The organism is Paracoccus sanguinis, assembly GCF_900106665.1.
GTDB classification, from domain to species: Bacteria; Pseudomonadota; Alphaproteobacteria; order Rhodobacterales; family Rhodobacteraceae; genus Paracoccus; species Paracoccus panacisoli.
In genome coordinates this window covers 199,819-213,121 of record NZ_FNNA01000001.1, presented here as the reverse complement: position 1 = coordinate 213,121, position 13,303 = coordinate 199,819, and the positions used below count along the sequence as shown (strand labels likewise).

Sequence of the window (13,303 nt, the reverse complement as noted above, 5' to 3'; positions counted from 1 at the left end):
CGCGTCGGGACGGAACCTTTGCCCCGGTCAGACGCGTTCCGATAGCGCAACCAGGAAAGGACGTCCCATGCGTTTTGTGCCCGCCCTTGCGTCTCTCGCCCTCGCCCTGCCGCTCGCCGGTGCTGCGGCTGCCGCCGACACCCCGCCCCCCGCCGGGGCTAAGCGCCTGTCCGAGGTCGTCACCGCCATCGAGACCCGCGCCGGCGCCAACCTCGCCTATATCGACGAGGTGAGCTGGGACGACGACGGCTATTGGGAGGTGGAGTACTACACCACCGCCGGGGCCAAGGTTGAGGAAAAGATCGACCCGGTGTCCGGCGAGCTTCGCGCCCGCTGAGCGGCTGAATCTTTTGACTGATCAAACGCGCGGCCCTCTGCCGCGCGTTTCGCATTGTGGAACGGCTCAGTTACCGGTCGACTGGGGCACACGTCGCCATTCCACGTTGCGGAACGACCCGCCTTTCCGGTGGCCACGACGCACCCTCCCGTGTGACCCTGAGGCTGAACCGACACGAGAGGGATGACCGATGACCCCCAGCGCCACGCCCGCCACCCCGCCCGCCAGCGACATCCCCCTCGACGACACGGCGCTGGCCGAGGCGCTGCTCGACGCGCTCGAGACCCACATCCTGCCGCTCACGCGCGAGGGCGTGGCGCGCGGCAACAAGATCTTCGGCGCCGCGGTGCTGCGGAAATCCGACGGCGCGGTGGTGCTGGCCGAAACCAACGCCGAGACCGAGAACCCGCTCTGGCACGGCGAGGTGCATCTGCTGAAGACCCTGCACGAACTGCCCGAGCCGCCCGATCCGCGCGGGCTGATCTTCCTGTCGACGCACGAGCCCTGCTCGATGTGCCTGTCGGCGATCACCTGGGCGGGGTTCGACAATTTCTTCGACTTCTTCACCCACGAGGACAGCCGCGACAGCTTCGCCATCCCGCATGACCTGCGCATCCTCAAGGAGGTCTTCACGCTCGACCCGGGCGGGTATCGCCGCGAGAACGCCTATTGGCGCGCCCGCTCGGTGGCCGAGGTGATCGCGGGCGCCGATCCGGCCCGCCAGCCCGCCCTGCGCGCGCGGGCGCAGCGGATCGCGGAGGCCTATGCGGAGCTCTCGGCAGCCTATCAGTCGGGCAAGGCGGGGAACGCGATCCCGCTCGCCTGACCGGTTAGCCGGTCCACTCAATGACGAGCTGGGTCTGCGTGACCACGGCCGCGGCCTTGCCGTCCGGCCGGGTGATGGTGGTCTGCCAGACCATCGTCGTGCGCCCCTTGTGCAGCGGCACCGCCCGCGCGGTCGCGGTGTCGCCGATGCGGATCGGGCGCAGGAAGTTGGTCTTGCTTTCGACCGTGGTGGTGGTCTTGCCGGGCGGCAGGTTGATCATCGTTGCGGTGCCGCCGAGGTTGTCGGCCAGCGCCATGATCGCGCCGCCGTGCATGACCCCGTTGCGGTTGGCGAGCTCGGGCGTCACCGCCATCTCGGCCACCACCTCGTCGGGGGCGACCGAGATCAGCCTGAACCCCAGCAGCCGCGCAAAGGCCGGCTGGTCGAAGGCGATACGCTCCTGCTCGTCGCTGTCCATGCGCGGTCCCCCCGGAAGGCGCGGCGGGGACGCTGACGCCCCCGCCGACGGTCTCAGTTGCTGGCCGGGGCGCCGGGCGCGGCCGGCGCGGCGGGCGCTTCGGCCGGCGGCTGCGCGGCGGACGCCTGCGCCAGCGCGGCGGCCTGGGCCGAGGTCACGAAGTCATAGGGCAGCTCGGCCACCCGCAGCCACTGCTGCTGCTTGAGCCAGTAGGCCGACCAGTTCTCGTAGATCTTGCGGAAGCTCTCGTTCGAGGCGGCGTACTCGTCATAGAGCTTGCGCGACTCGGCGAACGCCGCGGAAAGCACGTCGTCGGGGAAGGCGTGGACCCGCGCTCCCTGCGCCATCAGCCGCATCAGCGCGTCGGGGTTGCCGTTGTCGTACTTGGCCACGCAATGGGTCATCGCCTCGGCGCAGGCGGCCTCGAGCGCGGCCTGGTAATGCGCCGGCAGCGCCTTCCATTTGTCGAGGTTGACGTAGAGGCCGACGTTTGCCGTCCCCTCCCACCAACCGGGGTAGTAGTAGTGCTGCGCGACCTTCTGGAAGCCCAGCTTCTCGTCGTCGAAGGGGCCCGAGAACTCGGCCGCGTCGATCGTCCCGCGCTCGAGCGCCGGATAGATGTCGCCGCCCGCGATCTGCTGCGGCACCACACCGAGGCGCTGGAGGATGGTGCCCCCCAGGCCCGCGATCCGCAGCTTGAGGCCGCGCAGGTCGGCGAGCGAGGTGATCTCTTTCCGGTACCAGCCGCCCATCTGGGCGCCGGTGTTGCCCGAGGGGATCGAGCGCAGGTTCGACTTGCCCACGAACTCGTTCACCAGCTCGCGCCCGCCGCCGTAGTAGAGCCAGGCGATGGTCTGGCGGGTGTTGAGCCCGAAGGGCAGCGAGGTGTCGAAGGCCCAGGTCGGGTCGGTGCCGATCTTGAAGCTGCCGAGCGAATGGGCGCATTCCACGGTCCCGTCGCTCACCGCGTCGATGGCCTGCAGGCCGGGGACGATCTCGCCCGCCGCGAAGGGCTGGATCTGGAAGCCGCCGTCGGTCATCTCGGACACGCGCCGCGCGACCTGCTCGGAAATCCCCCACAGCGTCTCGAGGCTTTTCGGATAGCTCGAGGTCAAGCGCCAGCTGATGCTGGGCTTGCCCTGCGCAAGCGCCGGGGCGGCGAGCATGGCAGCGGCGCTGCCCATGCCGGCGGTGGACAGAAAGACACGGCGTTTCATCAGCTTCTCCTGTTCGGTCGGGCGCGCCGCGGGTCGGGCCGCGGCGCCGGATCGCTTGGGGATGGGGGCGGCGCGCCGGCCGCCCGCCGGGGGGCGTCAGCGCGCCCCAGGGGTCGGTCAGAACCCGGCCTTGATCTTCTCGAACTCGGCCAGCTGCTTTTCACGCTGCGCCGGGTCGTTCGGGGTCTGGGCGAGGATCGGGCCGCCGGTCTCGCCCAGCTCCTTCACCCGCGGGTCGTCCGACACCGTGGCCAGGCCCTTCACGTTGGTCGAGCCGTAGCCGATCGTGTCGAGCAGCCCCTTGGCCGAGGACGGGTCGAGCCAGGCGTTGATGAAATCATACATCTTGTCCTCGCTGCCCTGACCGCTCTTCAGGTTCACGAAGCCGCAGAAGAAGGTGGACGAGCCCTCCTTGGCCGCCCGCTGATAGCCGACCGGATAGTTTTCCTTGCGCAGAAGCGCGAGCACGTCGTTCCACGACCACGCCACGTCCACCGCGCCCGAGGCCATCATCTGCGCCTCGTCGGCCGGGTCGGCCCAATAGGCGCTGACGTTCTTGTGCGCCTCGCGCAGCCAGTCGGCGGCCTTCTGGAACTGCTCGTCGGTGACGTGGGTCCAGTCGGTCACGCCGGTGGCCAGATAGGCCAGCGCCCAGACGTCGTCGGCGCTATCGGGCAGCGTGGTGCGGCCCTGATAGGCCGGGTTGATGAAGACGTTGAGCGTCGCCACGTCCTCGGCCGGCACCTTCTCGGTGTTGTAGGCGATGGCGGTCGAGCCGAAGTCGGTGGGGATGTACCACACGCCCTGGTCGTCCTTGAACACCGGCGAGTTGAGGAACCGCGGGTCGATGTCGGCGAAGGCCGCGATGCGCGAGGTGTCCCACGGCTCGATCAGCCCGGCGTCGCGGTATTTCGACACCATCTGGCTGCACGGGTGGGCGACGTCGGCTTTGAAGCCCGAGGCGAGCTTCTGATAGGCCTCGTCGTCGTCGCCGTAGAAGGCGTAGGTCGGCCCCGTGCCGTGCTTGTCGATGTAGCCCTGGAAGATCGACGGCTCTTCGAAGCCGGCCCAGTCGAAGACCGTGAGCTCGGGATCGGCGGCAAGCGCCGCGGTGCCGAGGGCGGAGAGGGCAAGGGTGATCGCGGTCGAGCGCAGGAAGGTCAAGGCGGGTCCTCCGGGGATGGTCGCGGGGCGCGGGTTGCTGGGGGGACGCTAGCGGTGGCGGTGGCGTGGGGCAAGATGCGCCCGCGCAAGACCGCGAGAGGGCGGGCGGCGGCCCGGGGCACGGGGGTGTGTGCCGGGCGTGGGGGGCGCCTGCCGCCATCCCCGTCCATGGTGCTTGCGTCGGGACCACGCGCGGGGCAGGTCGGTGGCAACCGCCCCTGCCAAGGACATCCCCCGTGACCGTCGAAGCCCTTCCCGATCCCGTGCCCGTCACCCGCCTCGGCGGGCGGCGGGTGCTGTTCCTGATGGCGGCCGCGGCGGAGTACGGGCCGGCACTCAGGGCGCGGATCACGCCGGTGATGACCGGGGTCGGCCCGGTCGAGGCCGCGCTCTCGGCCGCCGTGGCGCTCGCGCGGCTGGCGGGGCAGGGGGCGCTGCCGGATCTCGCCGTCTGCCTCGGCAGCGCGGGGGCGCGGCGGCTCGAGCAGGCGGCGGTCTATCAGGCCGAGAGCGTCGGCTACCGCGACATGGACGCCTCGCCGCTGGGGTTTCCGAAGGGCGAGACCCCGTTCGCCGGCCTGCCGGCGGTGCTGCCGCTCAGGACCGTGCCGGGGCTGCCCGCGGCGCGGCTTTCGACCGGGGCGGCGATCGTTTCGGGCGCGGGCTACGACGCCATCGACGCCGAGATGGTGGATATGGAGACCTATGCCGTCGCCCGCGCCTGCATGGCGCATGGCGTGCCGCTGATCGGGCTGCGCGGGATCTCGGACGGGGCCGCGCCGCTGGGCGGGATGCTGGACTGGACGCGCTACCTCGACGTGATCGACCAGCGGCTGGCCGCGGCGCTCGACGTGGTGGGGGCGGCGCTGGCGGCCGGGGGCTAGTGCTGCTGAAAGCGGGTCCTGCCGGACCCTAGTCCTTCAGCACCTGCCCATCCTTGGCGCGCAGGTCGTTGTGGATCGCCACCGCGGCCCGCGCCCCGGTCCCCATCGCCACGCTGATCTGGTCGAGCCCCTCGACCGCGTCGCCCGCGGCATAGACGCCCTCGACGCTGGTGCGCTGGTGGGGGTCGGTGGCGAAGCACTCGCCCTCGACCAGCTCGGTGCCGAGGTCCATCCCCAGCCCGTTGCGGGTGTGCGAGCCGAGCGCGACATAGAGCGTGTCGAGCGTCACGCGGTCCCCGTCGGCCAGCGTCAGGGTCAGCGTGTCGTCGTCGAAGTCGAAGCCCGAGACGGGCGCGGGGATGACGGTGACCCCGGCGATCCGCGCCTCGTCCTGCTCGGTTGCGTCGAGCGTCTCGCCGGTCAGCGACAGCAGGGTGATGTCGGGGCTGTAGCTGCGCAGGAACAGCGCCTCGGCCAGCCCGTGACGGTCGCCGCCCAGGACGCCGATGCGGCGGCCCGCCTGCTCGAAGGCGTCGCAGATCGGGCAGTAGCGCAGCAGGCCGCGCTGCACCGCGTCATCGTGGACGGCCTCGGCCAGCGGCGGGCGGTGGTTCACCACGCCGGTGGCGATCAGCACGGTGCGGGCGCGGATCGGGGCGCCGCCGCTCCACTCGGCGCGGAACCCCTCGCCGTCGCGGCCGAGCGTGGTGACCTCGCCCTGTTCCAGCTCGGCGCCATACATCCGGGCCTGCGCGGCCATGTTCTCGATCAGGTCGGTGCCGACCACACCCTCGGGGTAGCCGGCGTGGTTGTGCGAGCGCGGGATCATCTTCAGCCGCCCGTCGCCGCGGTCCACGAGCATCACCCGGCGCCGGAACCGGCCGAGATAGATCGCCGCGGTCAGCCCCGCCGGGCCGCCCCCGATCACCAGGCAGTCGACCGGCGCGTCCTCGCCGGGCGTGACCGGCGCCTGCGCCTCGGCCGGGGTGGCGGGCCACTGGCCGGGGGCGGCAGCGTCGGTCGGGGCGGCAGAGTCGGGGCGGTCGGACATGGCAGGCACCTTTGCGGGGAATGGCCGGGGCGCAGCGCGCCTCAGCGCATCCGCAACGCGCCGTCGATGCGGATCGTTTCGCCGTTCATGTAGGGGTTCTCGACGATGAAGGCGGCGAGGCGGGCGAACTCCTCGGGGTCGCCCAGCCGTTTGGGGTTGGTGACCTCGGCGGCAAGCCCGTCCTGCACGTCCTGGGGCAGGCCGCGCAGCATGGGCGTTCCGAAGATGCCCGGCGCGATGGCGCAGACGCGGATGGCGCTGCGGGCGAGGTCGCGGGCGATGGGCAGGGTCATCCCGGCGATCGCGGCCTTGGACGCCGCATAGGCGGCCTGTCCGGCCTGCCCGTCAAAGGCGGCGATCGAGGCGGTGTTGACGATCACGCCGTTGTCCTCGGCCCGGCCGTTGCGGGCCATGCGCTCGGCGGCGAGGCGCAGGACGTTGAAGCTGCCGATCAGGTTCACCTCGATGGTGCGGCGGAAGCTGTCGAGCCGGTGCGCCCCCTCGCGCCCCAGCGTCTTTTCCCCGATCACGATGCCGGCACAGTTCACGCAGACGTCGATCCCGCTCATCCGCTCGACCGCGGCGTCGAGCGCGGCCGTGACCGAGGCCTCGTCGGTCACGTCGGTCCGGGCGAAGCCGGCGCCGATGCCGTCGGCGTAGCCCTCGCCCGCCGCCTCGCGGTCGAGGATCACGACCTGCGCGCCCCGGGCGCGGAAATGGGCGGCGGTGGCGGCGCCGAGGCCCGAGGCGCCGCCGGTGACGACGGCGCGTGCGGTGCTGATATCCATGTGAAAAACCCCTCCCTCAGATACGGTCGGGACGGTGTTAGGGCGGCGCCCGTCGCGGGGCAAGCGCCGCATCGGCGCGCGTGGCCCGGCGGGCTACCAGCGGCCCGAGGCGCCGCCGCCCGAGGACGAGCCGCCGCCGAAGCCCGACGAGCCGCCGCCGCGGTTGCCCACGCGCTCGACCCGCTCGCGCCGCCCGGTGCGGTCGTACCAGGTGACGGTGGGCAGGGGGGCGATGCGGCTCGCCTCCCACCCGCAGGCGGGGCAGCGGCGGGTGCGGGTCTCGGTCGCGGTGCGCCAGCCGCCGTCGGGCTGGTCCTCGCGGATCGGCTCGGCGGCGGTGGTCAGGCCCTGGTGGCCGCACTGGGGGCAGCGGTTGCGGCGCCGGCGCTGCCACGCCTGCAGCCCGAACATCCCCGCCACCATCGCCCCGAAGGCGGCGAGGCCCGGCAGCGGCGACTGCCGGCGTGGGCGCGCGATCGGCTGGCCGGCGGCGTGCGGGCGGGCGATGCGGTCGATCACGGCCAGCGTGCCCTCGCGCAGCCCGCGGGCATAGTCGCCCTCGCGGAACGAGGGCAGCATGACGCGGTTCATGATGTCCTGCGCCATCAGCCCCGCCTCGGGCGGGTAGCCGCGCCCGAGCTCGATCCGCGCCTCGCGGTCGCCGGGCAGGACCAGCACCATGAAGCCGTCGTTGCGGGTCCGGTCGCCCACGCCCCAGTGGTTGAAGAGCCGGGTGGCGAAGGGCTCGAGCCCGTCGGTGCCGCCGTAGCGGGCGCGGTCGGTCAGCGTGACCACCGTGCCCTCGACCCCGGTCTGGTCGTGCAGCGCGATCAGCGCCTCGTCCAGCACGCGGGTGTCGGCGGGCGTGAGCAGGCCGGCGAAATCGTTGATCGAGGTGTGCTGCCAGTCCGGCAGCGCCTGCGCCCGGCCCGTGACCGGCGCCAGCATGAGCGCGAGCAGCAGGCCGAGCGCGAGGGCGAGCGGCGCCCGGACGCGGGCGGAGAGGGCGGTCATGGGTTCATTCCCCGTGGTTGCAGCGCCGGAGGGTGGCGCGGGGCCGGGCGGGCGTCAACACGCGGCCCGGTGAGGGGACGTGTGCAGCACCGCCACCGGGGGCCGCGCCCGAGACCGGCACCAGGGCCCCGGTTCAGCGCACCAGCATCTCGGGGCCGCCGACGATCAGCGGGTCGGGGGTGCCGATCAGCGACAGGTCCTTGCCGGCGTAATCGACCCGGTGCAGCACGGTCTGGATCGCGGCGATCCGCGCCCGGCGCTTGTCGTCCGAGCGGATCACCGTCCAAGGCGCCACCGGCGTGTGGGTCAGCGACAGCGTCTCGCGGATGGCCACGGTGTATTCGTCCCACTTGGCCAGACCCTCGACGTCGATCCAGCTCAGCTTCCACTGCTTGAGCGGGTCCTGCTCACGCGCGAGGAACCGGCGCAGCTGCTCGGCCCGGCCCACGTTCAGCCACAGCTTGACGAGGATCACGCCGTCCTCGACCAGCAGCTTTTCGTAATCCGGGAGCTGGCGGAAGAAATGCGCCCGCTGCGCGTCCGAGGCGAAGCCGAAGACCTTTTCCACCACGCCGCGGTTGTACCAGCTGCGGTCGAAGAGCGCGATCTCGCCCGCGCCGGGCATCTGGGCCACATAGCGCTGGAAATACCACTGTTTCGCCTCGCGTTCGTTGGGCTTGGGCAGGGCCACGATATAGGCCGAGCGCGGGTTGAGGTTCTGGCGCACGACCTCGATCGTGCCGCCCTTGCCGGCGGCGTCGCGGCCCTCGAACAGCACCACCAGCCGCTTGTCGGTCGAGATGATGTCGCGCAGCATCTTGACCAGCTCGACCTGCAGGATCTCGCCGTGCGCCTCGTAGTCGGCCTTGGGCAGTTCGGCGCGATAGGGGTAGTCGGGGTCGAGGATGTCCTTCTTGCCCGCCGCCTCGATGGCGCGGCGGACCTCGGGCGGGGCGCCCTTGTGGAAGTATTCCGAGATCTCGCCCACGAAGGGGATCTCGGGCGTGGGGCGCGCCGCCTTGGCCCCGGACTCGCCCGGCTTGCCGTCGCCCTTGCCGTCACCCTTGGACTCGGACTTGGCGCCCGCCTTGCCGTCGGTCCGGGCCGCCTTCGCGCCCGCCCTGGGGTCGGTCTTGTCGCCGGTCTTGTCGCCGGGCTTTTCGCCGGTCTTGGCGGATTTCGGGGCGGCGCTGTCTGCCATCGTCAGTCCCTTCCGATGTCGTTGAGGTCGAACGGGGTGGTCTGGTAAATCTCGTTGATCCAGTTGCCATAAAGCAGATGCGCGTGGCTACGCCAACGGTTCGTCGGGACCTGCGACGGATCGTCATCCGGGTAATAGTTCACTGGCACCTCGATCGGCTTTCCTGCCGTCACGTCGCGGTCATACTCTTCCTTCAGCGTGCCCGAATCGTATTCAAGGTGGTTGAAGATGTAGAGGGCGCGGTTCCCGGCATCCTCGACCAGGCACGGCCCCACCTCGTCCGAGGCGAGCAGCGTCGCCAGCCCCGCCCGGTCCAGATCAGCCTGCGCCATCTCGGTCCAGCGGCTGACGGGGATCAGCACGTCGTCCGAGAAGCCGCGCAGATAGGGCGAGGCGGGGGCGAGGTTGCGGTGGCGGAAGCAGCCGAAGGCCTTGTCCTCGAGCAGCAGCTTGGGGACGCCGTGGTAATGCCACGCCATCGCCATGCCGCCCCAGCACACGCCGAAGGTGGAATGGACGTGGCTCTGCGCCCAGTCGAAGACGCGGCGCAGCTCGTCCCAATAGGTGACCTCGTCGAAGGGCAGGTGCTCGACCGGGGCGCCGGTGACGATCAGCCCGTCGAAGCGCTCGCCCGAGGCCTCGACCTCGGCGAAGCGGCGGTAGAACGAGACCATGTGGTCGGCCGCGGTGTTGCGGCTGTCGTGGTCCGACATGCGGATCAGCGACAGGTCGATCTGCAAGGGCGTCGCGCCGATCAGCCGGGCGAACTGGTTCTCGGTCTGGATCTTCTTCGGCATCAGGTTCAGCAGCGCGATCCTGAGCGGGCGGATGTCCTGCTTGGCCGCCCGGTCGGGGGTCATCACCATCACCCCCTCGCGCCCCAGGATGTCATAGGCGGGCAGGTTCTCGGGCAGGGTGATCGGCATCAGCGGGCCTCCTCGGTCTTGCGGTCGATGGCGCGGGCGACGAGATCGACGAAATCCTCGGGCGTGGCGACGGCGGCGACCTCGTCGGCCTCGACCGTGACGCCGCGCCGGGCCATGGCGGCGTAGCGCGGCTGGCGGTGGGCGAGCGCGCGGGCGTAGGTCCAGCGCACGAAGGGGTCTGGGTCCACGGGCCCGGGGTGGGTCGCGCCATAGGCCGCCCAGGCGTCGTCGAGGAACCGGGGCTGGTAATACATCGGCTTCGGCGCCGCGTCGAAGCGGCGCACCAACTCGGCCGTGTGCGCCTCGGTCCCCCGGATCCAGATCGGCAGCATCAGCGCCGACAGCCGCTCGAGCAGCGGGTCGGCGGGGTTCTCGGGGTCCACCACCTCGCAGATCGACCCAGAGGTGTCGCAGACGAAATTGCCATAGCCGTAAAGCGCGCGCGCCCGCTCGATGAAATGGCCGCTGTCGGCCATCGCGGCGATCTCGGCCGTGCGGTGCTGGTTCTGGCGCTTCTTGTATTCGTCGAACGCCAGCCCGCCGCGGGACGGGTTGCCGGGCTTGCCGAGATAGGTCGAGAGCGGCGCGAGGTTGTGGAATGTGATGTTCGACTCGATCCTGACCGAGTCGGTCAGCAGCAGCTCGCGCAGCAGCGGCAGCTTCATCGCGTGGCGCTTGAACTCGTCGGCGATCAGCTCGCCCATGTAGCGGGTGCCGATGCGGTAATCGACGCTGTAGTGGAACCAGTCCCCCGACCGGCGCAGCATCGAGGCGATGTGCGTCTTGCCGAGACCCGACATCCCGAACAGCATCACCCGCTTGTCGGCCGCCGCCCGCCACGCCTGCCCGCTGTCGTAGATCATCGCTTGTCCCCGTTCTGTCGCCGTCTAGCTAAGCCTCGGGCCGGGTGAGCGAAAGGGGGGCGGGCGAAAGGGGACGGGCCGGCGCGCGCAGCAAAAAGGGCCCCGCTTGCGCGAGGCCCCGTTGATGTGCGTCAAGCGCGGCTCAGAAGCTGTAGCCGACCTTGATCCCGACCCCGAGCGCGTCGGCGTCGGTCATCGAGGCGCGGGCGACGTCCGGGGTCCCGGTTTCCGGGGTCGCGTCGCCGAGCTTGAAGTAGCTCACGCCGGTCGTGATCTTCCACTTGTCCTGGGTGTAGATCGCCGCCAGCGAGATGCCCTTGCGCCCGGTGGTGGGCGACAGCGGCGAGACGAGCTTGTTGCCCGCCTTCTCGTAGGTGAAGGACAGCGCGCCCGACCAGTTGTCGGTGAACTTGCGGCCGACCCCGATCACGTAGGTCGTGGTGTCGTCCAGGTCGACCAGGCCGCCGCCGGTGACGGCGGTGAAGCGGTCGGGATCGACCTTGAACTCGGACCATTTCACCCAGCGGATCGAGCCGAACACCAGCGTGCCGGGCGCAACGCCGGTCTGACCCTCGAGGGTCCACGAGCGCGGCGTCTTGACCGTGGTCTCGCTGTTGCCGTTCAGCAGCGGCAGCGCGGGCAGCGGGCCGGGACCATCGGGATCGATCGCCGGGCCGCTTTCGGTGGTGTCGAAGTCATGCTCGATCGGCGAGTTGTAGGTCAGCGAGACGCGGGCCGCGATCTCGGGCTTTTCCCAGCTCGCGCCGAGCACGTAGCCGGTGCCCCATGCGCTGTCGAGGTCGACGTCGTAGCCGTTGACCGGCCCGTAGGCCGCGCCGCGCAGGCCCACGTCACCCGACGCGCGCGAGCCGCGCAGACCGCCGTGGATGCCGAAGCGATCGTCGAACTTGTAGCGCAGCAGGGCGGTGTAGGTGGTCGAGTCGACCGTGGCGTAGGTGCCGCCGAGGTTCAGCGACCCTTGGGTCGCCGACGCCGGGTTCAGGTTCGGATAGCGGATGTCGGTGCCGAACGGCTGCTCGATGATGAACGCGGCCGAGAGCTGGTCGTTGATCTGGTATTTGAAGCCCATGCCGACGAAGCTGTAGTCGTCCGCCACGTCGCCGGTCGAGCGCCCGCCCGGATAGACGACGACGCCGCCCGGCCCGCGCAGCGCGAGGTCGCGCCCCGAGACGTCCGGCGTGACCCGCCCGCCCGAGAATTCGACGTAGTTGCCCGGCTCGAACAGGATGTTGAGCGACTGCGGCGCCCGTTCGATCCCGCCCGCCAGCACCGGAGCGGCCGTCAGCATCAGCGCCGCGGCGCCGGTTAAGGTATGTTTCAGGATGTCCTCCCTCAGGCCGCAGGTCGGCGGCCGTCGGGTGCAAGCTAGGGGCAGAGGGGGGGCTTGGGTCAATCACGTCGGCGAAATGACGCAGCGTTGCATGGAACGGGCGGGGGTTGCGTGGCGCGGGCGCAACGCTCGGGCCGACGCGGTGGCTGGTCAGCGCCGCAGCTTTGGGCAGAATGGCGCCATGACACGCGACCGCCTGCATTTCGCCATGCCCCGCCCCGTGCCGCCCGGACTGTGGCGGCGCACGCCGCCCGCGATGTTCCCGCCGATTCTCGGCACGCTGGCGCTGGCGCTGGCGTGGCTGGGCGGGGCGGGGGCCTTTGGCCTGCCGCTCGGGCTGGCGCAGATGGGGGCGGGGATGGCGGTGGCGCTTGGGCTCTTTGCGGTGACGGCCTATGCGGTCAAGCTGATCCGCCGCCCCGCGGTGCTGGCCGACGAGCTGACCGTCCTGCCGGGCCGCACCGGGGTCGCGGCGGGGGTGCTGTCGCTCTATTTGCTCGCGGCGCTGATCGGGGTGATGGCGGCGCCGGGGCTGGGCCGCGGGCTGCTCATCGCCACCATGCTGCTGCACGCGGCCTATCTGGCGGTGCTGGTCAGCGTCTTGCGCCGCGGCCCGGCCGAGCAGCGGCGCGTGACGCCCGCCTTCCACCTCGGCTTCACCGGCTGGATCGTCGCGGCCCGCGCCGCGCTCGTGCTCGGGTGGCCGGGCCTCGCCGGCTGGCTGTTCTGGCCGAGCCTCGCCGCCGCGCTGGTGATCTGGGGGCTGAGCCTCGCGCAGGCGGCCCAAATGCGTGTCCCGCCGCCGCTGCGGCCGATGCTCGCCATCCACCTCGCGCCGGTGGCGCTGTTCGGGACGGTCGCGCTGGGGCTTGGCTGGACCGGCGCGGGCACCGCCTTCGCCTGGGCCGCGCTCGCCGGCGTGCTGGCGCTGGCGGTGGGCGGGCGCTGGCTGCTCGCCGACGGGTTCTCGCCGCTCTGGGGGGCGCTGACCTTTCCGCTCGCCGCGACCGCCGGGCTGTGGGTGACGCTGTGGCGCGCGGTCCCGACCGAGAGCCATCGACTGGTCGCCGGCGGGACGCTCGTCCTGGCGACGCTGGTGGTGCTGCCGATCTTGTTCCTCGTCCTCAAGGCCTGGGCGCAGGGGCGCCTGGCCGCGCGGACCAACGCCGCCATCGCCTGAGCGGGGACGCTTCGGCCGCGCTGGACTTTCCCGGCGTCCCGTGAAAGGGGGAACTGCCAAACGAACCCCTGACAGGATTGCAT

At 71.2% G+C, this 13,303-nt stretch carries 14 protein-coding genes; 4 read left to right on the top strand and 10 right to left on the bottom strand.

Annotation, left to right across the window (positions count from 1 at the left end; genetic code table 11):
• Positions 1-67 precede the first annotated feature (67 nt).
• Positions 68-337 carry a PepSY domain-containing protein gene (locus BLW17_RS01065; RefSeq protein WP_036735068.1) on the top strand — a complete coding sequence of 90 codons (270 nt, stop codon included), beginning with the start codon at positions 68-70 and terminating at the stop codon, positions 335-337.
• Between the two features lie 190 nt (positions 338-527).
• The gene (locus tag BLW17_RS01060; RefSeq protein WP_052176514.1) at positions 528-1,163 is read left to right on the top strand and encodes a tRNA-specific adenosine deaminase; all 636 of its coding nucleotides are present in this window, start codon (positions 528-530) and stop codon (positions 1,161-1,163) included.
• Between the two features lie 4 nt (positions 1,164-1,167).
• On the opposite strand, the gene BLW17_RS01055 is transcribed toward BLW17_RS01060, so the two are convergent.
• The 3 genes from BLW17_RS01055 to BLW17_RS01045 all read right to left on the bottom strand — a co-directional run bounded on the left by BLW17_RS01055 (position 1,168) and on the right by BLW17_RS01045 (position 3,962).
• On the bottom strand, positions 1,168-1,581 hold the full coding sequence (locus BLW17_RS01055) for a PaaI family thioesterase (protein ID WP_052176515.1): 414 nt from the start codon (positions 1,579-1,581) through the stop codon (positions 1,168-1,170).
• A gap of 53 nt (positions 1,582-1,634) precedes the next feature.
• Positions 1,635-2,798 (bottom strand): TRAP transporter substrate-binding protein, encoded by a 1,164-nt coding sequence (locus BLW17_RS01050; protein ID WP_074825980.1) that lies wholly within the window; start codon positions 2,796-2,798, stop codon positions 1,635-1,637.
• A gap of 117 nt (positions 2,799-2,915) precedes the next feature.
• Positions 2,916-3,962, bottom strand: a complete 1,047-nt coding sequence (locus tag BLW17_RS01045; RefSeq protein ID WP_139305881.1) for an ABC transporter substrate-binding protein — start codon at positions 3,960-3,962, stop codon at positions 2,916-2,918.
• Between the two features lie 236 nt (positions 3,963-4,198).
• Between BLW17_RS01045 and BLW17_RS01040 the strand changes: the two genes are divergently transcribed.
• Complete coding sequence (locus tag BLW17_RS01040; RefSeq protein WP_052176523.1) at positions 4,199-4,846, top strand: 5'-methylthioadenosine/S-adenosylhomocysteine nucleosidase; 648 nt, start codon at positions 4,199-4,201, stop codon at positions 4,844-4,846.
• Between the two features lie 28 nt (positions 4,847-4,874).
• Here the strand turns inward: BLW17_RS01040 and BLW17_RS01035 are convergent, their stop codons facing one another.
• The 7 genes from BLW17_RS01035 to BLW17_RS01005 all read right to left on the bottom strand — a co-directional run bounded on the left by BLW17_RS01035 (position 4,875) and on the right by BLW17_RS01005 (position 11,998).
• On the bottom strand, positions 4,875-5,897 hold the full coding sequence (locus BLW17_RS01035; protein WP_081969193.1) for an NAD(P)/FAD-dependent oxidoreductase: 1,023 nt from the start codon (positions 5,895-5,897) through the stop codon (positions 4,875-4,877).
• Between the two features lie 41 nt (positions 5,898-5,938).
• On the bottom strand, positions 5,939-6,685 hold the full coding sequence (locus BLW17_RS01030) for an SDR family oxidoreductase (RefSeq protein ID WP_036735126.1): 747 nt from the start codon (positions 6,683-6,685) through the stop codon (positions 5,939-5,941).
• A 93-nt stretch (positions 6,686-6,778) separates the two neighbouring features.
• On the bottom strand, positions 6,779-7,699 hold the full coding sequence (locus tag BLW17_RS01025) for a TPM domain-containing protein (RefSeq protein ID WP_036735123.1): 921 nt from the start codon (positions 7,697-7,699) through the stop codon (positions 6,779-6,781).
• Between the two features lie 133 nt (positions 7,700-7,832).
• The gene (gene ppk2, locus BLW17_RS01020; protein WP_197055297.1) at positions 7,833-8,900 is read right to left on the bottom strand and encodes a polyphosphate kinase 2; all 1,068 of its coding nucleotides are present in this window, start codon (positions 8,898-8,900) and stop codon (positions 7,833-7,835) included.
• A 2-nt stretch (positions 8,901-8,902) separates the two neighbouring features.
• Positions 8,903-9,826, bottom strand: a complete 924-nt coding sequence (locus BLW17_RS01015) for a homoserine O-succinyltransferase (protein ID WP_036735120.1) — start codon at positions 9,824-9,826, stop codon at positions 8,903-8,905.
• Positions 9,826-10,689: a nucleoside/nucleotide kinase family protein gene (locus tag BLW17_RS01010; RefSeq protein ID WP_036702573.1), complete on the bottom strand. Its 864-nt coding sequence runs from the start codon at positions 10,687-10,689 to the stop codon at positions 9,826-9,828. The genes BLW17_RS01015 and BLW17_RS01010 overlap by 1 nt, the downstream gene beginning before the upstream one ends.
• A gap of 142 nt (positions 10,690-10,831) precedes the next feature.
• Positions 10,832-11,998: an OmpP1/FadL family transporter gene (locus BLW17_RS01005; RefSeq protein ID WP_081969192.1), complete on the bottom strand. Its 1,167-nt coding sequence runs from the start codon at positions 11,996-11,998 to the stop codon at positions 10,832-10,834.
• A 223-nt stretch (positions 11,999-12,221) separates the two neighbouring features.
• On the opposite strand from BLW17_RS01005, the gene BLW17_RS01000 reads away from it, so the two are divergent.
• A complete protein-coding gene (locus tag BLW17_RS01000; protein WP_036735117.1) occupies positions 12,222-13,220 on the top strand; it encodes a TDT family transporter in 999 nt (332 codons plus the stop codon).
• Positions 13,221-13,303: the final 83 nt, after the last annotated feature.